18 protein-coding genes are annotated in these 24110 nt (G+C 71.7%); 9 read left to right on the top strand and 9 right to left on the bottom strand.

Annotation, left to right across the window (positions count from 1 at the left end):
- Positions 1–7 precede the first annotated feature (7 nt).
- From INTCA_RS12200 to INTCA_RS12175, 6 genes are read right to left on the bottom strand one after another with little or no spacing between them, the layout of a single operon-like run.
- A complete protein-coding gene (locus INTCA_RS12200; RefSeq protein WP_013493225.1) occupies positions 8–502 on the bottom strand; it encodes a hypothetical protein in 495 nt (164 codons plus the stop codon).
- Positions 499–2145, bottom strand: coding sequence for a phosphoglucomutase (alpha-D-glucose-1,6-bisphosphate-dependent) (gene pgm / locus INTCA_RS12195; RefSeq protein ID WP_013493224.1), 1647 nt, complete (start codon positions 2143–2145; stop codon positions 499–501). Before pgm ends, INTCA_RS12200 begins: the two co-directional genes overlap by 4 nt.
- Entirely contained in the window at positions 2142–4514 is a 2373-nt protein-coding gene (gene glgB, locus INTCA_RS12190; protein WP_013493223.1) for a 1,4-alpha-glucan branching protein GlgB, read from the bottom strand. The genes pgm and glgB overlap by 4 nt, the downstream gene beginning before the upstream one ends.
- On the bottom strand, positions 4511–5953 hold the full coding sequence (locus INTCA_RS12185) for a maltokinase N-terminal cap-like domain-containing protein (RefSeq protein WP_013493222.1): 1443 nt from the start codon (positions 5951–5953) through the stop codon (positions 4511–4513). The genes glgB and INTCA_RS12185 overlap by 4 nt, the downstream gene beginning before the upstream one ends.
- On the bottom strand, positions 5953–7659 hold the full coding sequence (treS, locus tag INTCA_RS12180) for a maltose alpha-D-glucosyltransferase (protein WP_013493221.1): 1707 nt from the start codon (positions 7657–7659) through the stop codon (positions 5953–5955). Before treS ends, INTCA_RS12185 begins: the two co-directional genes overlap by 1 nt.
- A gap of 5 nt (positions 7660–7664) precedes the next feature.
- Positions 7665–9668, bottom strand: coding sequence for an alpha-1,4-glucan--maltose-1-phosphate maltosyltransferase (locus INTCA_RS12175; protein WP_114611070.1), 2004 nt, complete (start codon positions 9666–9668; stop codon positions 7665–7667).
- A 493-nt stretch (positions 9669–10161) separates the two neighbouring features.
- Here INTCA_RS12175 and glgP point away from each other — a divergent pair, with 493 nt between their 5' ends.
- On the top strand, positions 10162–12750 hold the full coding sequence (gene glgP / locus INTCA_RS12170) for an alpha-glucan family phosphorylase (RefSeq protein ID WP_013493219.1): 2589 nt from the start codon (positions 10162–10164) through the stop codon (positions 12748–12750).
- Positions 12751–12840: 90 nt separating this feature from the next.
- Here glgP and glgX read toward each other — a convergent pair whose 3' ends face one another.
- On the bottom strand, positions 12841–14964 hold the full coding sequence (gene glgX / locus INTCA_RS12165) for a glycogen debranching protein GlgX (protein ID WP_041307661.1): 2124 nt from the start codon (positions 14962–14964) through the stop codon (positions 12841–12843).
- 181 nt (positions 14965–15145) lie between these two features.
- Here glgX and INTCA_RS12160 point away from each other — a divergent pair, with 181 nt between their 5' ends.
- The 5 genes from INTCA_RS12160 to INTCA_RS12140 all read left to right on the top strand — a co-directional run bounded on the left by INTCA_RS12160 (position 15146) and on the right by INTCA_RS12140 (position 18913).
- The gene (locus INTCA_RS12160) at positions 15146–15655 is read left to right on the top strand and encodes a T3SS (YopN, CesT) and YbjN peptide-binding chaperone 1 (RefSeq protein WP_013493217.1); all 510 of its coding nucleotides are present in this window, start codon (positions 15146–15148) and stop codon (positions 15653–15655) included.
- A complete protein-coding gene (locus INTCA_RS12155; RefSeq protein ID WP_013493216.1) occupies positions 15655–16434 on the top strand; it encodes an enoyl-CoA hydratase/isomerase family protein in 780 nt (259 codons plus the stop codon). Before INTCA_RS12160 ends, INTCA_RS12155 begins: the two co-directional genes overlap by 1 nt.
- Positions 16431–16763: a YqfO family protein gene (locus INTCA_RS12150; RefSeq protein WP_013493215.1), complete on the top strand. Its 333-nt coding sequence runs from the start codon at positions 16431–16433 to the stop codon at positions 16761–16763. Before INTCA_RS12155 ends, INTCA_RS12150 begins: the two co-directional genes overlap by 4 nt.
- Before the next feature lie 366 nt (positions 16764–17129).
- Complete coding sequence (locus tag INTCA_RS12145) at positions 17130–17921, top strand: electron transfer flavoprotein subunit beta/FixA family protein (RefSeq protein WP_013493214.1); 792 nt, start codon at positions 17130–17132, stop codon at positions 17919–17921.
- Positions 17922–17953: 32 nt separating this feature from the next.
- On the top strand, positions 17954–18913 hold the full coding sequence (locus INTCA_RS12140) for an electron transfer flavoprotein subunit alpha/FixB family protein (protein ID WP_013493213.1): 960 nt from the start codon (positions 17954–17956) through the stop codon (positions 18911–18913).
- A gap of 128 nt (positions 18914–19041) precedes the next feature.
- Here INTCA_RS12140 and INTCA_RS12135 read toward each other — a convergent pair whose 3' ends face one another.
- Complete coding sequence (locus tag INTCA_RS12135; protein ID WP_234423766.1) at positions 19042–19500, bottom strand: hypothetical protein; 459 nt, start codon at positions 19498–19500, stop codon at positions 19042–19044.
- A gap of 130 nt (positions 19501–19630) precedes the next feature.
- Between INTCA_RS12135 and INTCA_RS12130 the strand changes: the two genes are divergently transcribed.
- Together INTCA_RS12130 and mnmA are read left to right on the top strand one after the other, a co-directional pair.
- Positions 19631–20818 (top strand): cysteine desulfurase family protein, encoded by a 1188-nt coding sequence (locus INTCA_RS12130; RefSeq protein ID WP_013493211.1) that lies wholly within the window; start codon positions 19631–19633, stop codon positions 20816–20818.
- Positions 20815–21912: a tRNA 2-thiouridine(34) synthase MnmA gene (mnmA, locus tag INTCA_RS12125; RefSeq protein ID WP_013493210.1), complete on the top strand. Its 1098-nt coding sequence runs from the start codon at positions 20815–20817 to the stop codon at positions 21910–21912. Before INTCA_RS12130 ends, mnmA begins: the two co-directional genes overlap by 4 nt.
- A gap of 128 nt (positions 21913–22040) precedes the next feature.
- Here the strand turns inward: mnmA and INTCA_RS12120 are convergent, their stop codons facing one another.
- Positions 22041–22943 carry a GNAT family N-acetyltransferase gene (locus INTCA_RS12120; RefSeq protein WP_013493209.1) on the bottom strand — a complete coding sequence of 301 codons (903 nt, stop codon included), beginning with the start codon at positions 22941–22943 and terminating at the stop codon, positions 22041–22043.
- Between the two features lie 140 nt (positions 22944–23083).
- Here INTCA_RS12120 and INTCA_RS12115 point away from each other — a divergent pair, with 140 nt between their 5' ends.
- Positions 23084–24064: a uroporphyrinogen decarboxylase/cobalamine-independent methonine synthase family protein gene (locus INTCA_RS12115; protein ID WP_041307659.1), complete on the top strand. Its 981-nt coding sequence runs from the start codon at positions 23084–23086 to the stop codon at positions 24062–24064.
- The last annotated feature ends 46 nt before the right edge of the window (positions 24065–24110 follow it).

The following is a 24110-nucleotide window of genomic DNA, read 5'->3' as shown; positions in this document are numbered from 1 at the left end:
TCGGGGCCTAAGGACGGCGGGGATTGGGTCGGTCGGGGGCGGTGAGGACGAGCGACTCCTCGAGCCGGGCCAGCACCGCGGCGGCCGCAGCATCCGGGGGCGCCGCGGGGTCGAGCCAGAGGCCCCACCTCGGCGTGCCGGAGCCGTGGGAGTCGTCGACGATGACGACGTGGACCGGCTCGGGTGCGCACAGGTCGAGGAAGTCCTCCAGAAGGTCGCCGGTGATGGCGTCGTGCACGACCGCGTCGAACCCCTCGAGGAGGAACGTCTCGGCCGCGGCCAGGCAGGCCGACCAGCGCAGGAGCAGCCCGTGGAGCCGCTCGAGGTCGCTCTCTGGCGGAGCGACCCGTCTCCCGGCGACCATGGACCCGATCTGCGCTCCGGTCACGACGAACGCCTGCGGCAGCCGGCGCCCCAGCTCGAGCGCGACCGGGGCGGCCCGCTCCGCACTCGGGGCGGCGACGAGGAAGAGCCGGCCGCGGGCCGGCGCCTCCTCGGTCATCCCCCGAGCGCCGCGTCGACGACGTCCTTGGCCTCCGCCTGCACCCGGGCGAGGTGGTCGGCGCCGCGGAACGACTCGGCGTAGATCTTGTAGACGTCCTCCGTGCCGGAGGGGCGGGCGGCGAACCAGGCGCTCTCGGTGACGACCTTGAGCCCGCCGATCCGCGCGCCGTTGCCGGGCGCCTCGGTGAGCTTGGCCGTGATCGGCTCGCCGGCGAGCGTGTCGGCGGAGACGTCGCTCGCTGCGAGGGCGGACAGCTTCGCCTTCTGCTCCCGGCTGGCCGGGGCGTCGATGCGGGCGTAGGCGGGGGCGCCGTGCCGCTCGGCGAGGTCGGCGTAGAGCTGGCTCGGGGTCCGCCCCGTGGAGGCGAGGATCTCGGACGCGAGCAGGGCGAGGATGATGCCGTCCTTGTCGGTCGACCAGACCGTCCCGTCGAAGCGGAGGAAGCTCGCGCCCGCGGACTCCTCCCCGCCGAACCCGACCGAACCGTCGAGCAGCCCGGGCACGAACCACTTGAACCCGACCGGCACCTCGAGCAGGGTCCGACCGAGGTCGGTGGCGACCCGGTCGATCATCGACGACGACACCACGGTCTTGCCGATGGCCGTGGTGGCGCCCCAGTCGGGCCGCGCCCCGCCGTAGAGGTACTGGATCGCGACCGCCAGGTAGTGGTTGGGGTTCATCAGTCCGCCGTCGGGGGTGACGATGCCGTGGCGGTCGCTGTCCGCGTCGTTGCCCGTGGAGATGTCGTAGGCGTCCTTGGTGCGGATGAGTGAGGCCATCGCCGAGGGGGAGGAGCAGTCCATCCGGATCTTGCCGTCCCAGTCGAGCGTCATGAAGGCCCACTGGGGGTCGACCCGTGGGTTGACGACGGTGAGGTCGATCCCGTGCCGCTCGGCGATCTCGCCCCAGTAGGCGACGGCGGCTCCGCCCAGGGGGTCGGCGCCGATGCGCACGCCCGCCTCCTTGATGCGGGCCAGGTCGACCACGGCGGGCAGGTCGTCGACGTAGGTTCCAAGGAAGTCGTATGCCGCTGAGCTCGCTCGCGCGCGGTCGTAGGGGACCCGCTGGACGTCCCTCAACCCCCCGTGGATCAGCTCGTTCGCGCGGGCGGCGATGACGGAGGTCGCGTCCGTGTCCGCCGGGCCGCCGTTCGGAGGGTTGTACTTGAAGCCACCGTCGGCGGGCGGGTTGTGCGACGGGGTGACGACGATCCCGTCCGCGAGCCCGCTGCCCTGGACGCCCTTGCCGCGGTTGGCGCGCAGGATCGCGTGGGAAACGGCCGGCGTCGGCGTGTACCCGTCGCGGTCGTCCACGAGGACGGTGACGCCGTTGGCGACGAGGACCTCGAGGGCGGAGCGCCACGCGGGCTCGGAGAGGGCGTGGGTGTCGCGTCCGAGGAAGAGGGGGCCGTCGTAGCCCTGGTCGGCCCGGTAGTCGCAGATGGCCTGCGTCGTGGCGAGGATGTGGTCCTCGTTGAAAGCCGTGTTGAGGCTGGAACCGCGGTGGCCGGACGTGCCGAAGGCGACCTGCTCGTCGGGGTTGTCCGGGTCCGGGTGGCGGTCGTAGTAGGCACCCAGCAGCGCATCGAGGTCGACGAGGTCCTCCGGCTGGGCGGGCTGTCCTGCGCGGGCGTGCGTCATGGTGTGCTTCCTTCGTGTCCGGTCGCTTCGGGGGTCTCGGCCGTTGCGGCCGCCTCTGCTGGTAGGGCTTCGGGATGGGGGGCCGCAGGTGGCTCCTCCGGGATGAGCCACACCGCGGAGAGCCGGGGCACGGTGACCATCGCGGCGTGCTCCTGGCCCTGCCAGGCCTCTGGCCGCGCCTCGACGACGACTCCGGTGCTCGACGGCGCGCCGGGGTGGTAGCCCGACGTGTCGAGCACGACGCGCCACGTGCCGCCCCGGGGCAGCCCGACCCGGTAGCCCTCGAGCGTCTCGCCGCTGAAGTTGACGACGCACGCCACGACGGGCGCGTCCACGGCAGGGTCGCCGGCGCCCAGCCGGAGCCACGCCAAGGTGTTGTGGTCCGCGTCGTCGGCCTCGAGCCACTGGAACCCGGCGGGGTGCGAGTCGAGCGCCCAGAGGGCCGGGTTGGCCCGGTAGATCCCGTTGAGGTCCTTGACGAGGTTGTGGACGCGGTAGTGCAGCGGCTGGTCGAGCAGCCACCAGTCGAGGCTGCGGCCCTCGGACCACTCGGACTCCTGGCCGAACTCACAGCCCATGAAGAGCAGCTGTTTGCCGGGGTGGCTCCAGAGGTAGGCGAGGAAGGCGCGCAGCGTGGCCACCTGGTCCTCACGAGAGCCGCGTGACTTGCGGAGCAGGGAGCCCTTGCCGTGGACCACCTCGTCATGGCTGATCGGCAGGACGAAGTTCTCGGTGTAGGCGTACATGAGCGAGAACGTCAGCTTGCCGTGGTGGTGGCTGCGGTAGACCGGGTCCTGGCCGAGGTAGCTCAGGGAGTCGTTCATCCAGCCCATGTTCCACTTGAACCCGAAGCCGAGACCGTCCTGGTCGGTGGGCTTGGTGACGCCCGGCCAGGAGGTGGACTCCTCGGCGACGGTGACGATCCCCCCGAGCCGCTTGTAGGCGGTGGCGTTCGTCTCCTGCAGCAGGGCGACCGCCTCGAGGTTCTCCCGACCGCCGTGGCGGTTGGGGACCCACTCACCGGCCTTGCGGGCGTAGTCGAGGTAGAGCATCGACGCGACGCCGTCGACCCGGAGGCCGTCGGCGTGGAACTCCTCGAGCCAGTAGATCGCATTGGCGACGAGGAAGTTGCGCACCTCGGGCCGGCCGTAGTCGAAGATGTTGGAGCCCCACTCGGGGTGCCAGCCGAGGCGCTTGTCAGGGTGCTCGTACAGGGCTTCGCCGTCGAAGCGGGCCAGGGCCCAGTCGTCCGTGGCGAAGTGGCCCGGGACCCAGTCGAGGATGACCCCGATCCCGGCCTGGTGGAGCTGGTCGACGAGGTGGCGGAAGTCGTCGGGCGTACCCCACCGTGAGCTCGGCGCGTAGTACCCGGTCACGTGGTAGCCCCACGAGGGAACGTAGGGGTGCTCCATGACCGGGAGGAACTCCACGTGGGTGAAGCCGGCGTCCCGGACGTAGTTGACGAGGTGCTCGGCGAGCCCCCGGTAGCCCAGGCCCTGGCGCCACGAACCGACGTGGACCTCGTAGACGCTCATCGGCCCCACGTGGGGATCCGTGGTCCGGCGCCGCTCCATCCACTCTTCGTCGTGCCAGGTGTGGTGCGAGCGGGTGACGATCGCCGCCTGCTTCGGAGCCACCTCGGTCATCCGGGCCATCGGGTCGCTCTTGAGCCGGACGACGTCGTCCGCGCCCCGGACCGCGAACTGGTAGTTCATCCCCTCCTGCGCGCCGGGGAGGAACAGCTCCCAGAGACCGCTCGAGCCGAGCGCCCGCATCGGGTGGGAGAGCCGGTCCCAGCCGTTGAAGTCGCCGATGACGTGCACTGCCTTGGCGCGCGGCGCCCACAGTGCGAACGAGACGCCCCACACGTCGCCCATCGGGCCGGGATAGTGGCGGACGTGGGCGCCGAGCACCGTCCACAGCTGCTCGTGGCGGCCCTCGTTGATCAGGTGCCGGTCGATCTCGCCCAGCGTCGGGGCGAACCGGTAGGGGTCGTCCTGCTCGTGCTCGACCCCGTCGTCGTACGTCACGAGGAGGCGGTAGTCGTGGGTCGTGCCGAAGTGCGGCGAGGTCATCGACCAGATGCCGTCACGCACGTGCTGCAGGTCGACCTCGGCGCCCGTGTCCAGCCGGGCCAGGACGGAGTGGGCGAACGGCCGGTAGCAGGTGATCGTCAGCCCGCCGGGCCCGACGTGGTGGCCGAGCAGGTCATGGGGCTGGCCGTTGCGGCCGTGCAGGAAGGCGTCGATGGCGGCGTCGTCCAGCTCCGGCCCCGGGTCGGTCGGGTCGGCCGGGTCGGTCGGGTCGGTCGGGTCGCCCGGCTCGGTCGGCTCGGTCGGGTGGTGCCTGCCTGGGTGTTCCGGGCTCATCCTGCAGGACCTTTCTCGGAGAGGATCCGGTCGACGGCATCGACCGGGATCGGCAGCCACGACGGGCGGTTGCGCGCCTCGTAGACCACCTCGTAGAGCGCCTTGTCGAGCTCGAGCACCCGAATCAGGGTCCGGCCGCTCTCGTCGAACTCGCCGGCGACACCCTCGTACCCGGCGAGGAACGCCTGACGACAGTCCGCCGCCCAGGCATCTGGCGACGCCCCGGCCGTCGCGGCGGCGGTGAGGCGCACCGAGCCCGCCGCGTAGTCGAACGACCGCAGCATCCCGGCGATGTCCCGCTGGACCAGGTCCGGACGGACCCGCTCGGCGAGCGGGCGCAGCGGCTCGCCCTCGAAGTCGAGCGCGACCCACCCCCGCTCCGGAACGTCGAGGACCTGCCCCAGGTGGTAGTCGCCGTGGATCCGCTGGAGCTTCGGCCAGGCGACCGAGCGAACCCGACCGAGGAGGTCGTGGACGTCGGACGAGCGCGTCCCGAGCTGGGGCACGGAGGCGACGGCAGCGGCATACCTCTCCTGCATGGACGTCAGCAGTGCCTCCCGCGCGTCAGCCGTCGGCTCCTCGCGGCCGAGCGTCTCGGCGAGCGCCCGGTGGACCTCGGCGGTCACCGCCCCCAGGTCGCGGGCCCGAGCCGTGAAGTCGGCGCCCGCAGCGGCCGCGACGAGAGCGACGCGCCAGGCATCCTCGACGCCGGGGATGAACTCCTGGGCGAAGGCGAGGTGCCCACGCTGCTCCGGACCGGTGCCTGAGGGGTCGTCCCACGCGCCGGAGAGGTGCCCGAACGCGGCGGGGACCCGCGTCGAGCCGGATCTCGTCAGGGCCGACTGGACGACGACGTCCGGGTTGTCGCCGTCCTGGACGATCCGGAAGACCTTGACGATGAGCGGCTCGGCGGGGCCACCGCCGTCCGCGGTCATGCGGCAGATGACCGAGGTGTTCGACTGCTCGCCAGTGAGGACCTTGGACGACGAGACGGTCCCGGCGGCCAGACCCGTCGGGGCGCCGACGGCCACGGCGTTGCTGCCGGCAGACGCCTGGGCGACGTCACTTCGGCTGCCGGTCAGGATCGTGTCGACGAGACCGGCGACGTAGACCGGGTCGTGCGGGCCGTCGTAGACCCAGCGTGGCCCGAGGACGCTGTGCTCCATGGTCCCGACGAGGGCGTGCTCGGCACCCTCGAGGGGGGCACCCCGATAGGTCAGCGGCACCTGGTAGACGACGACGGGTGCGGCGGAACGGTCGGCGACGAGCAGGATCTCGACGCCGACCTCACCCTCGGGGTCCTCGAACCGGAACCCGCCGACACGTTCGAGGCGGGGCACCTGCCCCTTGCCTGCGTACCACCGCTGCTGCGGCATCCACCTGGTCAGCAGCTCGAGCTTGCTGGGGACGATCGACGCGCCCTTGTGGATGATGGCCATCAGCCGGGCTCCTCCCCGCCGCGCAGCTGGAACCAGAAGAAGTCCCTCGTGCCCAGCGTGATCGTGACCCGGCCGTCCGCGGCGACCCAGGGGAAGCCGCTGCCGCCGAAGAGGTCGACGAGCTGTCGGCCGGCCAACCGCTCCGGCAGGGTGATGGTCGCCGCCTGTGGCCGGCTGGACAGGTTGTTGACGCAGAGCACGGCCTCGGCCGGGTCGGTGCCGTCGCCATCCATCGACCGCGTGAACGCGAGGATCGCCTCGTTGTCGGCGTCGACGACCTGGAAGTCGCCGAGCCCGAACACCGGGTGGCGGCTGCGGACCTGCAGCATGCCCCGGACCCAGTGGAGCAGCGACGCGGAGGAGGCCATCTGCGCCTCCACGTTGACGGTGTTGTAGTGGTATACGAGGCTCGAGATGACGGGGAGGTAGAGCTTGCCGGGGTCCACGCTCGAGAATCCGGCGTTGCGGTCGGGAGTCCACTGCATGGGGGTCCGGACGGCGTCACGGTCGGTGAGCCAGATGTTGTCGCCCATGCCGATCTCGTCGCCGTAGTAGAGGCACGGCGAGCCCGGGAGCGAGAGCAGGAGGGCGTGGATCAGCTCGATCTCCGGCCGCGAGTTGTCGAGCAACGGTGCCAGCCGGCGCCGGATGCCGACGTTGGCCCGCATCCGGGGGTCCGGGGCGTACCAGCCGTACATCGCCGCGCGCTCCTCCGGGCTCACCATCTCGAGGGTGAGCTCGTCGTGGTTGCGCAGGAAGGTGCCCCACTGGGTCGCGGGGGGAATCTCCGGGGTGTCCCCGAGGACGGAGATGATCGGCTGGGCCTTCTCCTCACGCAGGGAGTAGTAGAGGCGCGGCATGACCGGGAAGTGGAAGCACATGTGGCACTCGGGCGCGTCCTCGGTGCCGAAGTAGTCCACCACCTCGGCCGGAGGCTGGTTCGCCTCGGCCAGCAGGATGCGACCCGGGTACTCCTCGTCCACCATGGCCCGCAGCCGGGCGAGGAAATCGTGCGTCCTCGGCAGGTTCTCGCAGTTCGTCCCCTCCTCCTCGAAGAGGTAGGGAACCGCGTCGAGGCGGAAGCCGTCGATCCCCAGGTCCATCCAGAACCGGACGATGTCGAACATCGCCTCCTGCACGGCAGGGTTCTCGAAGTTGAGGTCCGGCTGGTGCGAGAAGAACCGGTGCCAGAAGAACTGCCGCCGCACGGGGTCGAAGGTCCAGTTGGAGACCTCGGTGTCGACGAAGATGATCCGGGCGTCGGGGTAGCCGTCGTCGGTGTCCGACCAGACGTAGAAGTCGCCGTAGGGGCCGTCGGGCTCGGCGCGGCTCGCCTGGAACCACGGGTGCTGGTCGCTGGTGTGGTTCATCACGAAGTCGGTGATGATCCGGATCCCGCGGGCGTGCGCCTGTGAGACGAGCTCGGTGAACTCCGGCAGCGTGCCGAACTCCGGGAGGACCGCCTTGTAGTCGGCGATGTCGTAGCCGCCGTCCCGCAGCGGCGAGGCGTAGAACGGGGGGAGCCACAGGCAGTCGACGCCGAGCCACTGCAGGTAGTCGAGCCGGCCGATGAGGCCGGTGAAGTCGCCGGCACCGGACCCCTTCGAGTCGCCGAAGGCGCGAACCAGGACCTCGTAGAAAACCGCCTTGCGGAACCACTGGGGGTCGTACTTGAGGCCGGGCTGGGCCAGGTTGAGTCCCTGCATGGGGGTCAGTGGCTCCTCACGCTGAAGATGTGGACGGGCTCGGAGTCGGGGCCGAGGCGGACGAAGTTGTCCTGGCGCCACACGAAGGTCTGGTTGAGGACGTGGTCGTGTGCGTCGAACGTCGACCACGTCGCGAGCCCCAGGGCCTCCATGTCGAGGCGTACCCACGTCTCCCGGGTCGCGTGGGGGTCGAGGTTGGCGACGACGAGAACCGTGTCCCGCTCGCCGTCCACGAGACGGGACTTGGAGTAGACGAGGAAGCTGTCGTCGTCGGCCCGGTGGAAGTGGAGGTTGCGCAGCCACCGGAGGGCGGGGTGCCAGCCGCGGATCTCGTTGAGCCGCTTGAGGTACCACGCGAGGGAGTGCCCCTCGAGCGGGCCGCCGGGCTCGTACAGGTGCCACTGGCGGTCCTTGTACTCGTACTTCTCGTTGTCGATCTGTTCCTCGGCTCCCGGCCGGGCCACGTGCTCCATCAGCTCGTAGCCTGCGTAGATCCCGTAGGTGGGAACCATCGTCGCGGCGAGGGCGGCCCGCAGCTTCCAGGCAGTCGGGCCGCCGTACTGCATGTAGGGGGTCAGGATGTCGTGCGTCGTGGGCCAGAACGACGGCCGCATGTAGGCGGCGGCGTCGCCCGAGATCTCCCGGCCGTACTCCTCGAGCTCCCACGCCTCGTTGCGCCACGCGTAGTAGGTGTAGCTCTGCTGGAAGCCGGCCTTGGCGAGGGCGTGCATCATGGCCGGTTTGGTGAAGGCCTCGGAGAGCCAGATCGTCTCGGGGTGGTCTCGCGCCACATCGGCGATCAACCACTGCCAGAACGCGACCGGCTTGGTGTGCGGGTTGTCGACGCGGAAGATCCGGACCCCGTGGTCGAGCCACACCTGGATGACGCGGCGGACCTCGGCGTAGGCCCCGGCGGGGTCGTTGTCGAAGTTCAGCGGGTAGATGTCCTGGTACTTCTTGGGCGGGTTCTCGGCATAGGCGATGGTGCCGTCCGCGCGGGTGGTGAACAGCTCGGGGTGCGTCTGGACCCACGGGTGGTCGGGGGAGGCCTGGAGCGCGATGTCGAGGGCGACCTCGAGCCCGTGACGCCCGGCCTCGGCGACGAAGAAGTCGAAGTCCTCGAAGGTGCCGAGGTCGGGGTGGATCGCGTCGTGTCCGCCGTCGGGGGAGCCGATGGCGTAGGGCGACCCGGGATCGCCCGGCTCGGTGGCGAGGGAGTTGTTGCGTCCCTTGCGGGCGGTCGTGCCGATCGGGTGGATGGGGGTGAGGTAGACGACGTCGAAGCCCAGGTCGGCGATCGCCGGGAGCCGCTCGGCGGCGGTGCGGAAGGTGCCGGAGGTCCATTCGCCCGTCTCGGGGTCGCGTCGCGCTCCCTCCGAGCGGGGGAAGATCTCGTACCAGGCGCCGTAGAGCGCGCGCTCGCGCTCGACGAGGAGCGGGTGCCGCTCGGTGGGCGAGAGGAACTCGCGCAGCGGCATCAACGTCGCGAGCCCCTTGATCTCGGGGGAGGTGGCGGCGCCGAGGCGGTGCGCGGCCGGGCGGGTGTCGTCACGCAGGGCGGCGAGGCCCTTCTCGATCTCGCTGGCGTCGACACCGAGGCCGCTGACCGAGGCGGCGAAGCGCTCGAGCACGCGGGCCCCCTCCGCGCACATCAGCTCCTCGTCGACGCCGGCGGCGATCTTGATCTCGGCATCGTGGACCCAGGTGGCGTACGGGTCGGACCAGCCCTCGACGCGGTAGGTCCACCAGCCGGTGCGGTCGGCGTGGACCGTCGCGCTCCACTCGGAGAGGCCGACGTTGTCGCAGTGCATCGCGAAGTAGTGGTCGCCGCCGTCGGGGTCGGTGAGCACGACGGTGGCGTTGACCGCGTCGTGGCCCTCCCGGAACACCTGCGCGCGCACGACGAAGTCCTCGCCGACGACGCACTTGGTGGGGCGCTGCCCGCAGTCGACGAGTGGCCGCACGTCCATCACGGGGATGCGCCCGAACGGAACCGCGCCGCCCGGCATCCCTGCGACGGTGGGCGGCACGCTGACCACGTGGTCGGGCGCCAGGTGGACGGCTCCCGACTCGTTGTCGTCGGTGACGCCGACCTCCGCTACCGGGGTCGCGGTCGGGTCTGGGACGCGGCCGGGGGTTGCCTTGGCAGGCGGCTCGAGGGGCTGGTTCGGACGGGATGTCGGGGAAGAGCCAGTCACGTGATCGACCGTATCGAATGTGCGTCGATTCGCAGCCACCCCGCGCCAGGTGGACTTCGCCGGGAGCTCCAGACCCAGGGCGTATGCCGCTGGGCTCGGTCCCCCTCTCCGGACCCTCCCAGCCCGGCCGAGTCCCTCGTCGAGTGTGCAGTTCCTGCCGAGGCGTCAGGTGGCACGAATGGCACACTCGAGGGGGTGGGCACGGGGGCTGGGAGCGAGCCCAGCGGCATCCGGCATCACCGTTCTGAAAAGGCGCTGCAAGCGCTGCAAGAATTTTCGGCGGGTCCCCGTATGCTGTCCCCTCGTGAAGGCTATCCGTCGCTTCAGCGTCCGCACCGTCCTGCCGCCCCGCATCGAGGGCCTCGGCGTCCTGGCGAGCAACCTCCGTTGGTCGTGGCACCCACCGACCCGGGACCTCTTCGCCAGTGTCCACCCGGAGAAGTGGGCCGCGACGAAGGAGGACCCGGTCCGGCTCCTGTCGCGGCTCTCGGCCGCCGAGCTCGACGCCCTGGCCGCGGACGACGAGTTCGTCTCGCGCGTCGTCGCCGCCAACGCCGACCTCCACGCGTACCTCACCAACGAGCGGTGGTACCAGACGTGGAGCCGTGAGCAGGAGGCCGCCGGGAACGCCGCGCCGTCCGCGATCGCCTACTTCAGCCCGGAGTTCGGCATCACCGCCGTCCTGCCGCAGTACTCCGGTGGCCTCGGCATCCTCGCCGGCGATCACCTCAAGTCCGCCTCCGACCTCGGCGTGCCCATCGTCGGCGTCGGCCTGTTCTACAAGACCGGCTACTTCAAGCAGTCCCTGTCGCGGGACGGCTGGCAGCTCGAGTCCTACCCCGTGCTCGACCCCGACGGGCTCCCGCTGTCCCTCGTCCGGGAGGAGGACGGCACGCCCGCCGTCGTCTCCATCGGACTCCCGGGAGGGCGGGCCCTCCACGCGCACATCTGGCGCGCCCAGGTCGGCCGCGTCCCCCTGCTGCTGCTCGACTCCGACGTCCCGGGCAACGACGAGCAGACCCGCAAGGTCACCGAGTCGCTCTACGGCGGCGGCGGCGACACCCGCCTCGAGCAGGAGCTGCTCCTCGGCGTCGGCGGCGTCCGGGCGCTGCGCATCTGGTCCCGGCTCAGCGGCGCACCGACGCCTGAGGTCTACCACACCAACGAGGGGCATGCCGGCTTCCTCGGCGTCGAGCGGATCACCGAGCTCGTCCGGGACCACGGCCTCACGTTCGACGAGGCGCTCGAGGCGGTGCGGTCGGCGACGGTCTTCACGACGCACACGCCGGTCCCGGCCGGGATCGACCGCTTCGACGCGCACAAGATCGAGCTCTTCTTCGGCGGCGCCAACGCCGTCCCGGGCGTGCCCCTGGAGCGGCTCCTCGCGCTCGGCGCCGAGGACTACGAGGGCGGCCAGCCCGGCATCTTCAACATGGCCGTCATGGGGCTGCGGTTCGCCCAGCGCGCCAATGGCGTCTCGCAGCTGCACGGCCACGTGAGCCGGGAGATGTTCGACGGCCTCTGGCCGGGCTTCGACGAGGACGAGGTCCCGATCTCGAGCATCACCAACGGTGTCCACGCCCCCACGTGGGTCGACCGGGCCGTCTACGACGTGGCCCGCACGCACCTCGGCACGGCCGACATCGCCGGCGCCAACGCGTGGGAGCGCATCGACGAGGTTCCCGAGCAGGCGATCTGGGAGACGAAACGCGCCATGCGCGCCAACCTCGTCGCGGAAGTGCGCCGTCGCGTCCGGTCCTCGTGGCTCAAACGTGGTGCGACCGAGGCCGAGCTCGGCTGGGTGGACGACGTGCTCGACCCCGACGTGCTCACCATCGGCTTCGCACGTCGCGTGCCGACGTACAAGCGACTCACTCTCATGCTGAGCGACCGGGCCCGGCTCAAGCGCCTCCTGCTCCACCCGTCCCGGCCCGTCCAGCTGGTCATCGCGGGCAAGTCGCACCCCGCCGACGAGACCGGCAAGCGGCTCATCCAGGAGATGGTGCGGTTCGCGGACGACCCGGAGATCCGGCACCGCATCGTCTTCCTGCCGAACTACGACATCGCCATGGCGCAGCACCTCTACCCGGGGTGCGACGTGTGGCTCAACAACCCGCTCCGGCCGTTCGAGGCCTGTGGCACGTCGGGGATGAAGGCCGCCCTCAACGGCGGGCTCAACCTCTCGATCCTCGATGGCTGGTGGGACGAGTGGTTCGACGGCCACAACGGCTGGGCGATCCCGACCGCTGACGGCGTCGACGACCCGGACCGCCGCGACGACATCGAGGCGGCCGCGCTCTACGACCTCATCGAGAACAACGTCGCCGCGTCGTTCTACGAGCGCGACGAGGCCGGCCTGCCGCACGGCTGGATCTCGATGATGACCCACACCCTCAAGACCCTCGGTCCGAAGGTCCTCGCGAGCCGGATGGTCCAGGACTACACGGAGCGGCTCTACAGCCCCGCCGCCGCCGCTGGACGCGCCCTCAACGGGCCCGAGTTCAAGGGCGCCCGCGAGCTGGCCGCCTACAAGGCCCGGGTCCGCCAGGCCTGGCCCAAGGTGCGCGTCGACCACGTCGAGCCGTCGGGCGTCTCCGACAGCCCGCAGATCGGCGACACGCTCCACGTGCGGGCCTACGTCGACCTGGCGGGCCTGACGCCCGAGGACGTCGAGGTGCAGCTCGTCCACGGCCGGGTCTCCGACAACGACCAGCTGCGCGAGACCGCCGCCGCGCCCTTGGAGTTCGTCGAGGGCTACGAGAGCGGGATCCACCAGTTCGCCGGGTCGCAGACGCTGACCCGGACCGGCTCCTTCGGCTACAGCATCCGGGTCGTCCCGAGGCATTCGGCGCTGGCCTCGGCCGCAGAGCTCGGGCTGGCCCGCACCGCCTGACCCGCACGCACTCCGCAACACACCCGTTCATCGCCAAGTCCCCACTGCTGCAGTTGGGGGCATCAGGCGGTAGGCGGGTGTGTTGCGTTGTCAGGTGGGGTCGAAGGCGGTCCACACCCGGAGGGACGACGCGCTCATCGTGAACTCGGAGCCCGCTGCGACTCGTGGCCCGCGGGTGCCGGGGCGCTCGTCGGCACTGTCCCACAGCAGCTCGTATGCCGCTGAGCCCGGTGCCGCCGGAAGCGTGAGCTCGGCTGCCCAGGCACTTCCGTTGAGGGACAGCAGAACGGACCGATGCCCGACGACGGCCCCGTTGAAGAGCACCTGGAGGGCGTCGACGGCGGGTCCGTCCCAGCGCCGGCCCATCTCGTGGCCGTCCCCGCCGTACCAGGCCAGGTCCGTCGACCCGTCCGGATGCACCTGCCGTCCGGAGAAGAACTGACGCTGCCGCAGCACCGGGTGCTCTCGCCGCAGCGCCACGAGGTGCCGCACGGTGGCCAGCAGGTCTTCCTGCCACGGCTCGAGATCCCAGGAGTACCAGGAGATCTCGTTGTCCTGGCAGTAGGGGTTGTTGTTGCCGCGCTGGGTCCGGCCGAACTCGTCACCGGCGTTGATCATGGGCACGCCGCTCGAGAGCAGGAGGGTGCCCATGAGGTTGCGCATCGAGCGGCGCCGCCTCGCGTTCACGGTCTCGTCGTCGGTGGGGCCCTCGACACCGTGGTTCCAGGACCGGTTGTCGTCGGAGCCGTCCCTCCCGCCCTGGCCGTTGGCGTCGTTGTGCTTGACGTCGTAGGCGGTCAGGTCGGCGAGCGTGAAGCCGTCGTGGGCGGTGACGAAGTTGACCGACGCGATGGTGCCGCGGTCGCGGGCCCCGAAGAGGTCCTGCGAACCGGCGAGACGGGTGGCGACGTCGCGGACGCCGTGGCCGGTCTCGCCGACGGTGGAGGCAGCCAGGTCGCGGAGCCAGAACGTCCGCAGACTGTCGCGGAACCGGTCGTTCCACTCGGAGAACGGCGGCGGGAACTGGCCGGTCCGCCACCCGTGCAGGCCGACGTCCCAGGGCTCCGCGATGAGCTTGACGCGGGAGAGGACGGGATCGGCGCGGAGCGCGACGAGGAAGGGGTGCGTGGGGTCGTAGGCATCGTCCCGACCCCGCGCGAGCGCCACGGCCAGGTCGAAGCGGAACCCGTCGACGTGGCACTCCTCGACCCAGTAGCGCAGCGAGTCGAGCACCATGGCGACGACCACGGGGTGGGTCAGGTCGACGGTGTTGCCGCAGCCGGTGACGTCGATGTCCTGCCCGCGCGCGTCGAGCCGGTAGTACGCCCGGGGGTCGAGCCCGCGCCAGGAGAGCGACATCCGGTCCTGGGCCTGCTCCGCCGTGTGGTTGTAGACCACGTCGAGGATCACCTCGATCCCGGCCGCATGGAGCAGCTTGACCATGCCCTTGAACTCGTCGAGCACCCCCTGTGGGTCGTCGGCGGCGGCGTAGCCCGCGTGCGGGGCGAAGAAGCCCAGGGTGTTGTAGCCCCAGTGGTTGGTCAGGCCCCGGGCCACCAGCTCGGGCTCGTGCGTGAAGGCGTGGACCGGCAGCAGCTCGACGGCGGTGACGCCGAGGCTCGTGAGGTGGGCGATGAACGCGGGGTGGGCGAGCCCGGCATAGGTGCCCCGCAGCGTCGCCGGGACACCCGGGTGGAGCGCGGTGGCGTTCTTCACGTGGACCTCGTAGATGACCGACTCGGTCAGCGACCTCCGGGGTGGGTGGTCGCTGCCCCAGTCGAACGTGTCGTCGACGACGACACACCTCGGCACGTATGCCGCTGAGTTCCGTCCGTCTGGGACGGTCAGGTCACCCGTCAGGTCGGGTCCCACCTGATGGGCGAAGACGGCCGGGTCCAGGGTGACGTCGCCGTCCAGGGCGCGCGCGTACGGGTCGAGCAGGAGCTTGGCCGGGTTGTACCGCTGGGCGCGAGCCGGCTCCCACGGGCCGTCGGCGCGGAAGGCGTAGCGCTGGCCGGCCCGGACGCCGGGAACCGTGTCGAACCACGTCCCGTGGGCCCGGTGCCGCAGCGGGATCCGCCGCTCGGTCTCCTGCCCAGCGGCGTCGCGGTCGAAGAGGCACACCTCGACGCCGGTCGCGTGCCCTGCATAGACGCAGAACTCGACCCCGCCGGCGGTCGGGCGCGCACCCGGCAGGGGCGGGACGTCGGGCATTCCGGGTGGAGGCGGCGGCACGGGGCACAGCCTAGAGCGCCCCGGTGCCTTGGCCCGCCACCCCTCGAGGGCGGGAGGGCACCCGCGGTGCGCTGGTGGGGAAGCGAGCCCAGCGGCATACCGCATCGTTTGTGACCCGCCTCCGTGTGACTCAGCCGGTCGCCCTCGTTACGGTGGGCGCATGACGGATCCGACTTCCCTGCCCAACTTCCAGCCGCACGTCCCCGCCGGACCGCCGAACGGCGCCGCCAGCGAGACCCCCGTGCGTGACCGCATCCTCGCCGCCCTAGCAGACCTCGGGGTCGAGGCCAAGGTGGACAAGGACGGGGATCTCGAGTTCTCGGTCAACGACCAGACGCTCTTCGCACGCGCCGCGGAGGGCGAGATCCCGCTCGTCCGCTTCTTCGGTCAGTGGCAGCTGCAGGAGCCGGTCCCCGCCGACCGCAACGAGCGGCTCGCCCGGTGCAACGACATGACGCTCCAGCTCAACGTCGTCAAGATGTGCCTCGTCCAGGAGAGCCTCGTCGTCTCCGCCGAGCACGTCGTCCCCGCGTGGGCCGACCTCAAGCTCCTCACGCCGCTGTCGATCAACCACATCCTCCAGGCGGTCCAGTTCTTCTTCCAGTCCTGGCTGCCGGCCGACGACCAGCCGCAGCCCGGCGTCGACGGCTCTCAGCAGGGGGGCGTGTGATGGGTGAGTTCGTGCGGCTCGAGGTCGAGGACGGCATCGGCACGATCCGGCTCGACCGGCCCAAGATGAACGCCCTCAACGTCCAGGTCCAGGAGGAGATCCGGGCTGCGGCGGCCGAGGCCACCGTGCGAGACGACGTCAAGGCCGTCATCGTCTATGGCGGCGAGAAGGTCTTCGCCGCCGGCGCGGACATCAAGGAGATGCAGACGATGTCCTACACGGACATGGTCGACCGCTCCGGACCGCTCCAGTCGTCGATCACCGCCGTCGCCCGCATCCCCAAGCCCGTCATCGCCGCGATCACCGGCTACGCCCTGGGCGGTGGCTGTGAGCTGGCCCTGGCGTGCGACTTCCGGGTCGTCGCCGACGACGCGAAGCTCGGCCAGCCCGAGATCCTGCTCGGCATCATCCCCGGTGCGGGTGGCACACAGCGGCTGGCGCGCCTCGTCGGATCGGCCAAGGCGAAGGAGATCATCTTCGGCGGCCGGTTCGTCGACGCCCAGGAGTCGCTGGCCATCGGCCTCGCCGACAAGGTCGTTCCCGCGGCCGAGGTCTACTCGGCGGCGCGGGAGTGGGCTGCCCAGTACGTCGGGGCCGCGAGCTACGCGATCCGTGCCGCGAAGGAGGCCGTGGACCGGGGTCTCGAGGTCGACCTCGAGACCGGGCTCGAGATCGAGCGGATGCTCTTCGCCGGGCTCTTCGCGACCCGTGACCGCGAGACCGGGATGGCCTCCTTCGTCGAGCAGGGCCCGGGCAAGGCGAAGTTCGAGGGCAAGTGACCGAGCGGCTGGACGTCCTCGTCTTCTACTCGCCCGTCGAGTCGACCGAGGACGTCCTTGCCGCCGTGTTCGCAGCCGGTGCCGGGGCGATCGGCAGCTACACCGAGTGCGCCTGGTTCGTCGAGGGGACTGGCCAGTTCCGTCCTGGCTTGGGCGCCAACCCCGCGATCGGTACGGTCGGTGAGCGCGAGCGACTGCCCGAGCACCGAGTCGAGGTGACCATCCCCCGGTCGTCGCGGCGTGCGGTCCTGGCGGCACTTCTGTCGGCACACCCCTACGAGGAACCGGCCTTCCACGTCATCGAGACCGCCGCGCCCGACCCCGACTGACTACCTGCCCCACAACTTCGCCGGGGCGATCCTTCGTCGGCCCGGCCGCAGATCTGGCCGCTACAACTTCGCCGGGGCGATCCTTCGTCGGCCCGGCCGCAGATCTGGCCGCTACAACTTCGCCCCGGCGAAGTTGTCGGCGTGAAAGCCCGGGAGCGCTGGGAGTGCACGGCCGAGCGCGAACCAGCCCAGCGGCATACGGCCTCACTTTGCACGTGAGCCAGCCCACGGGTGGTGAGTGTCACGCCCAGGCGGTGCGAGGTATGCGAGCGCTCAGTGACAAGATGGACGGCAATGCCGGGGCGGGCCTCCGGATGATCCGAGCAACCCCGCTCACCCACCAGCTACGGAAGAGGACGTTCACCCATGAACATCGTCGTCTGTGTCAAGTACGTGCCCGACGCCCAGGCCGACCGCACGTTCAACGCATCTGACAACACGACTGACCGCGAGAACGTCGACGGCCTGCTGTCCGAGCTCGACGAGTACGCCGTCGAGGCCGCCCTGAAGATCGTCGAGGCCGGCGAGGGCGAGGTGACCGTGCTCACCGTCGGTCCGGACCAGGCAGCCGATGCCATCAAGAAGGCCCTGCAGATGGGCGCCCACAAGGGAGTGCACGTCAAGGACGACGCGATCCACGGATCGGACGCCCCGGCCACCTCCCTCGTCCTTGCCGAGGCCATCAAGAAGCTCACCGCGGACAGCCCCGCTGACCTCGTCATCACCGGCATGGCCTCGACCGACGGCACGATGGGCGTCGTCCCGGCGATGCTCGCCGAGCGCCTCGGCCTGCCGGCCGTGACCTATGCCGCGGAGCTCACCGTCGACGGTGGCACCGCGACGATCCGCCGCGACGGCGACGTCTCGACCCAGACGATCGAGGCGACGCTGCCGGCCCTCGTGTCGGTCACGGACCAGATCAACGAGCCGCGCTACCCGTCCTTCAAGGGGATCATGGCGGCGAAGAAGAAGCCGGTCGAGCAGTGGAGCCTCGCCGACCTCGGCCTCGACGCCGCCCAGGTCGGCCTCGACGCCTCGTGGACGAAGGTCGATTCCTTCGCAGCCCGCCCGCCTCGCGCCCAGGGGACCATCGTCACCGACGAGGGTGACGGCGGCGAGAAGCTCGCCGCCTTCCTGGCCGAGCGCAAGTTCATCTGATCTCAGCAGCCGTTAGAAGGAGAGACATCGCCATGGCTGAAGTTCTCGTGCTCGTCGACCACGTCGACGGCAAGGTCCGCAAGACCACGTCCGAGCTGCTGACGATCGCGCGCCGCCTCGGCGAGCCGTCGGCGGTCTTCATCGGCTCCGGCTTCGACGCCGCGAAGGAGACGCTCGCGAAGTTCGGGGCCGCCAAGGTCTACCGCGTCGAGTCACCGGACGTGCTGGGCCACCTCATCGCGCCGCAGGCCGAGCTCCTGGCGCAGCTCGTGGGGTCGGCCTCGCCCGCCGCCGTGCTCATCCCCTCCAACGCCGAGGGCAAGGAGATCGCGGCCCGGCTCGCGATCAAGACCGAGTCCGGCCTGATCACCGACGCCGTCGACGTCAAGCCCCGTGAGGGCGGCGGCGTCGCGACGACCCAGTCGGTGTTCGCCGGCTCCTACACGGTCGAGGCGACGATCACCAAGGGCACGCCGATCGTCACGGTCAAGCCCAACTCGGCTGCGCCCGAGGAGGCTCCGGCCGCGGCAGCCGACGAGGTCGTCGACTTCGCGCCGTCCGAGGCGGCCAAGAGCGCCCGGATCACCGAGTCCAAGGAGAAGCAGGCCACGGGACGCCCCGAGCTGACCGAGGCAGCCATCGTCGTCTCCGGCGGTCGGGGCACCAGCGGCGACTTCGCCCCGGTCGAGGCGCTCGCCGACTCGCTCGGCGCCGCGGTCGGCGCCTCGCGCGCGGCCGTCGACGCCGGTTGGTACCCGCACACCTCGCAGGTCGGTCAGACCGGCAAGCAGGTCAGCCCGCAGCTCTACGTGGCGTGCGGCATCTCCGGTGCGATCCAGCACCGGGCCGGAATGCAGACGTCCAAGACGATCGTCGCCGTCAACAAGGACAACGAGGCCCCGATCTTCGAGCTCGTGGACTTCGGTGTCGTCGGTGACCTCTTCAAGGTCCTCCCGCAGGCCACCGAGGCGATCAAGGCCGCCAAGGGCTGAGAGCTCGTCCGGTCGAAGGGGCCCCCACCGTGCGCGGTGGGGGCCCCTTCGCGTCGGGTCGGTCCGCGTCGGGTCAGTCAGCGGGTCGGTGCGCCACCCGAGGCGTATGCCGCTGGGCTCGCTCTCGCTCAGGCCGCGGCCTCGTCGTCGGGGTGGCGTCGGGAGGCGGTCCGGACCCAGCTGCGCAGCTCCTCGCGGTTGCGGGCGTAGGTGCTCGCCCCCGTCCGGACCGTCCACCACGGCGCCCGGAGGGTCTCGGCGGGGGAGCGGGTCGCCCGGCTGCGCCCGGCCTGCCACTCGATCCGCCCGTTTTCGGCGACCCGGCGCACGTGCTCCCGGGCGACCGTCGTCGACACGAGCGTGTTGTGCACCCGCAGGGAGTCGTCGCGCAGGTCGATGCGGGCGGTCCAGGCGCGGTATCCGAGGACGACCGCGACGGCGAGGCAGGCGACATAGACGGGCAGCTCGGGCAGCACGAAGAGCTCGAGCAGGAGCCGGGCGACGAAGTAGCCGATGACCGGGCTCGCCAGGGCAGCGACCGCGCGGTGCGGGGACGGCGCTCTGAGGGTGCGGTTGGGCTGCCTCATGGGGCCGATCATAGGCAGATGCATCCCGGTGAGAGGCCGGGAGGAGCGGCACGTGGGGGTGCGCGGGAGCGAGCTCAGCGGCATCCGGTCCGGATTCGGGGCGGGCGCGGAGCGCACCTAGAATCGGTGGGTGACTGCCTACCTCGACCACGCGGCGACGACGCCGATGCTCCCCGTCGCCGTCGCGGCGATGACCGAGCAGCTGGCGCAGGTCGGCAACGCGTCGTCGCTCCACCGCACCGGCCGCGCCTCGCGCCGGGTGGTCGAGGAGTCCCGCGAGAGGATCGCCACGGCGATCGGGGCCCGTCCGTCCGAGATCCTCTTCACCTCAGGGGGGACCGAGTCGGACAACCTGGCGGTCAAGGGCACCTACTGGGCCCGCCGCGACGCGGATCCGGCGCGGACCCGGCTCGTCGTCAGCGCGGTCGAGCACCATGCGGTCCTCGACTGCGTCGAGTTTCTCGTGCGGCACGACGGCGCCAAGGTCACCTGGGTCGAGCCAACGAGCGAGGGGTTCGTCGAGCCGGGGGCGCTGCGACGGGCGATCGAGGAGGATCCCGGGTCCGTCGCCCTCGCCTCGGTCATGTGGGCCAACAACGAGGTGGGCACCGTCCAGGACATCCGCTCGCTCGCCGAGGTGGCCCACGAGCACGGGATCCCCTTCCACACCGACGCCGTCCAGGCCGTCGGCCACATCCCTGTGGACTTCGCCGCGAGCGGCGCCGACCTGTTGTCGGTCACGGCGCACAAGCTCGGCGGCCCCATCGGCGTGGGGGCGCTCGTCGCCCGCCGCGACGTCCGGCTCGTCCCCTTGTCGCACGGCGGCGGCCAGGAGCGGCAGCTGCGCTCGGGCACGCTGGACACCCCGGCGATCCGGGGCTTCGCGGAGGCTCTCGTCCAGGCGACCGAGACCCTCGAGCCCGAGGCCCGGCGCCTCACCGCGCTGCGCGACGACCTCCTCGAGCGGGCCATCGGGCTGGGCCTCGGCATCCGCCCCGGTGGCTTCTGGGCCCCCGGCGACGCCTCCCGGCGCCTCCCGGGCAACGCCCACCTGCTCATCGAGGGCTGCGACGGCGACTCGCTGCTCTACCTGCTCGACGCTGCCGGCGTGTCCTGCTCGACCGGGTCGGCCTGCCAGGCCGGCGTCCCACAGCCCAGCCACGTGCTGCTCGCCATGGGCCTCACCGAGAGCGACGCCCGGGGCGCCCTGCGACTGACCCTGGGCCACCCGTCCGCGCCGTCGGACGTCGACGCCGTCATCGACGCCCTGCCCGGAGCGGTCGAGCGGGCGCGGCGCGCGCGGAGGGCGACGTCGTGAGGGTCGTCGCCGCGATGAGCGGAGGGGTCGACTCGGCCGTCGCCGCGGCCCGGATGCTCGACGCCGGACACGATGTCGTCGGCGTGCACCTGGCCCTGTCGCAGAGCGCCGCGACGCTCCGCGAGTCGGCGCGGGGGTGCTGCACGATCGAGGACGCCGGTGACGCGCGACGGGTCGCGGACGTCCTCGGCATCCCGTTCTACGTCTGGGACATGGCCGAGCGGTTCCGGCGCGATGTCGTCGAGGACTTCACGGCCGAGTACGCCCGCGGGCGCACGCCCAACCCGTGTCTGCGGTGCAACGAGAAGATCAAGTTCGCCGCACTCCTCGACAAGGCGATCGCGCTCGGTTTCGACGCGGTGGCGACCGGCCACTACGCCCAGGTCGTCGAGGTCCCGGGGGTCGGCGGGGGAGTGCGGCGCGAGCTGCACCGGGCCGTGGACTCCGCGAAGGACCAGAGCTACGTCCTCGGGGTCCTCGACGCGGAGCAGCTCGCGCGGGCGTTCTTCCCGCTCGGCGACACGACGAAGCCGCAGATCCGCGAGGAGGCCGCGGAGCGCGGGTTCTTCGTGGCGCGGAAGCCGGACAGCCACGACATCTGCTTCATCCCTGACGGCGACACCCGCGCGTGGCTCGGGCGGGCCCTCGGAGAGGCGCCGGGTGACATCGTCGACACCGACGGCGCCGTGCTCGGCCGGCATGCCGGGGCGTTCGGCTACACCGTCGGGCAGCGCAAGGGGCTGGGCCTCTCGCGCCCGGCGCCCGACGGCCAGCCGCGCTACGTCGTCGAGGTGCGGACCGACACCAACCAGGTCGTCGTCGGGACGGCCGACCTGCTCGGTGTCGATGCGATCACCGGCGACCACGCGCGCTGGTGCGGCCCGGCGCCTGCGGGCGTCGTCCGGGTCGGGGCGCAGGTCCGGGCCCACGGCGCCGAGGTTCCGGCCACCGCCTGGGCTGACGGCGACCGGGTCGAGGTCCGCCTCGACGAGCGGATCCGCGGGGTGGCCCCGGGCCAGTCGGTCGTCCTCTACGAGGGCACTCGGGTGGTCGGCTCGGCCACGATCGCCTCCGCACGGCTGGACCGTGACTGAGCTCGGTCAGACCTGAGTCAGCGGGTTCGAACACGGGCGCGCACGCCGTGTGCCGAGCGTCCGCCACTCCGCCACGCCAGGACCGCGCGGGCGCGCGCACCGCCGGCCCAGCGGCATCCGGCCGGGCTTCAGTCGAGCGACCGCGTCCACGTGACGGTGCGCGCGACCGGGTGGAAGCCCAGCGACTGGTAGAGGTGGCGGGGCCCGGCATGGTCGTCGTCGCCACGGGGACTGACCAGCCCGGTCCGCGCCCCGAGATCGCGGGCCCGGTGGAGAGCGGCCACGGTGACCGCCCCGGCGAGCCCCCGTCCCCGGTGCTGCGGGAGGCACCCGACCGGCTCGACCAGCGCGACGTGGGTCCGGTCGTCCAGCCAGACGAGTGCCGACGCGACGAGGGCGCCGGTCGGGTCGAAGGCCACCCAGTCCAGGTCGGGCCGGTAGGGCCACGCCTGCCGGAGCTGCACGTAGGCCTCGGCGGTGAACCGGGAGTGGCCCACGTCGGCCCAGGCGGCCCGGTGGACCGCAGCCCGGGCGGTTGCGTCCGCCTTCTCGACCGGGCGGAAGCCGTAGCCGGGGACGTGTCGCAGCGGCGGGAGCTCGCGCAGGTCGAGCAGGTGGTGGGTGAAGTGCCACGACGTGGGGTCGGCACGGAAGCCGGCCTCGGCGAGGGCCGGCTCGCTCTGGTCGCCGGCCATGACGTGCACCGACTGCCGGGGTGCGTCGCTCCAGTCCTCGAACCACGCGACCACCTCCGCGGCGACCGCTCCGGCCGGCTCCGGCCGGGTCGGGTCGAGCTGGAGCTCGAGCCAGTCCGGCGACTCCGCCCAGCCGAAGCCGACGACCTCGCCGTCGGCCCACCACAGCGCGATCGCCTCGTCGGGTCCTGGGCGAGTCGGGTCCACCGGCTCGCAGTAGCGGTTCCAGGCGAGCTGGCCGGGATGGAAGCGGGCGCTCGGGGACCAGACCCGGGAGCACATCGCCTGCATGGCGCGCAGGTCTCCGGGTCCGGAGAAGTCGCGGCGCGTCGGCACGCGGCCACCCTAGGCCCCCTGCCGGTGCAACCCCTGCCGAGGCAACACACCCGCTTGCCGCGTGCACACCCCTGGTGCAGCAGGCACCACCGCGGGACCGGCGGGTGTGTTGCGGGGCAGCGGCCCCTAGGGTGGGCCCTGTGACTCAGGCAAGCGGGATCGGCTCGTGGCCGGGAACGTCGGTGCGCGACGCCCTGGCCCAGGTGCGCGAGGTCCTCGACGGACAGCTGCCCTACCTGCCGGAGCTGCCGCAACGCGGGCCGGGAGCGGACATGGTCGGCCGGACGGCCGGGCTGCTCGTCGAGCTCCCCGTCGACCTGCAGCCCAACGGATGGCGGCTCGTCGACCGGCCGGGGCTGGACGCCGCCCGGACCGCGGCCCTGATGCGCGAGGACCTCGACGAGCTCGCCGAGGCGTTCGACGGGTACACCGGGCCGCTCAAGGTCCAGGTCGCCGGGCCGTGGACCCTCGCCGCATCACTCTGGCTCCCCCGCGGGGAGCGGGCCCTCGTCGACGCAGGGGCGTGTCGTGAGCTCATCGACTCCCTGACCGAGGGAGTGCGGTTGCACGTCGCGGCGGTCCGCGGTCTCGTCCCCGGGGCGCAGGTCGTGCTCCAGGTGGACGAGCCGTCGCTGACCACGGTGCTCGCGGGGCGCCTGCCCACCGTCTCCGGGTTCGGTCGGCTGCCCGCGATCGACCCGCAGGTGGCGGCCGCCGGGCTCGCGTCGGTGCTCGCCGCCCACGACGGCGACACCGTCATCCACACCTGCAGCCCCAACGCCCCCGTGCCGCTGCTCCGGGCGGCCCGCCCGAGCGCCCTGTCGCTCGACATCGCCCAGCTCACCCCCCGCGGCTGGGAGGGCGTCGCCGTCGCGCTCGAGGACGGCCTCCGCCTCTTCGCCGGCATCGTCCCGACCGACGGCTCGGTCACCCGGGCGGTCGACGTGGCCGACCGCTTCGTCGATGCCTGGACCCGGGTCGGTATGCCGCTGGGCTCGCTCTCGGACGTCGTCGTGACCCCCGCGTGTGGCGTGGCGGGAGCACCCCCGCAGACGGCGCGGGACCTTCAGCGCGCTGCCGTCGATGCCGCCGCCGAGCTGGCTGAACGGGCCGCCACCTGAGCCCCGCGAACCGCTCCGCCCGGTGACGCAACCGTAACCTACTGCG

It is taken from the genome of Intrasporangium calvum DSM 43043, assembly GCF_000184685.1.
Classification (GTDB): domain Bacteria; phylum Actinomycetota; class Actinomycetes; order Actinomycetales; family Dermatophilaceae; genus Intrasporangium; species Intrasporangium calvum.
The sequence above is the reverse complement of the archived record's forward strand: the minus strand, read 5'-3'. Positions and strand labels throughout refer to the sequence as shown.

What these genes read in the sequence shown, in the direction of transcription:
- INTCA_RS12200 (WP_013493225.1), bottom strand. Translation starts at nt 502, where the DNA reads ATGACCGAGGAGGCGCCGGCCCGCGGCCGGCTCTTCCTCGTCGCCGCC.
- pgm (WP_013493224.1), bottom strand. Translation starts at nt 2,145, where the DNA reads ATGACGCACGCCCGCGCAGGACAGCCCGCCCAGCCGGAGGACCTCGTC.
- glgB (WP_013493223.1), bottom strand. Translation starts at nt 4,514, where the DNA reads ATGAGCCCGGAACACCCAGGCAGGCACCACCCGACCGAGCCGACCGAG.
- INTCA_RS12185 (WP_013493222.1), bottom strand. Translation starts at nt 5,953, where the DNA reads ATGGCCATCATCCACAAGGGCGCGTCGATCGTCCCCAGCAAGCTCGAG.
- treS (WP_013493221.1), bottom strand. Translation starts at nt 7,659, where the DNA reads ATGCAGGGACTCAACCTGGCCCAGCCCGGCCTCAAGTACGACCCCCAG.
- INTCA_RS12175 (WP_114611070.1), bottom strand. Translation starts at nt 9,668, where the DNA reads ATGCCGGGCGGCGCGGTTCCGTTCGGGCGCATCCCCGTGATGGACGTG.
- glgX (WP_041307661.1), bottom strand. Translation starts at nt 14,964, where the DNA reads ATGCCCGACGTCCCGCCCCTGCCGGGTGCGCGCCCGACCGCCGGCGGG.
- INTCA_RS12160 (WP_013493217.1), top strand. Translation starts at nt 15,146, where the DNA reads ATGACGGATCCGACTTCCCTGCCCAACTTCCAGCCGCACGTCCCCGCC.
- INTCA_RS12155 (WP_013493216.1), top strand. Translation starts at nt 15,655, where the DNA reads ATGGGTGAGTTCGTGCGGCTCGAGGTCGAGGACGGCATCGGCACGATC.
- INTCA_RS12145 (WP_013493214.1), top strand. Translation starts at nt 17,130, where the DNA reads ATGAACATCGTCGTCTGTGTCAAGTACGTGCCCGACGCCCAGGCCGAC.
- INTCA_RS12140 (WP_013493213.1), top strand. Translation starts at nt 17,954, where the DNA reads ATGGCTGAAGTTCTCGTGCTCGTCGACCACGTCGACGGCAAGGTCCGC.
- INTCA_RS12135 (WP_234423766.1), bottom strand. Translation starts at nt 19,500, where the DNA reads ATGAGGCAGCCCAACCGCACCCTCAGAGCGCCGTCCCCGCACCGCGCG.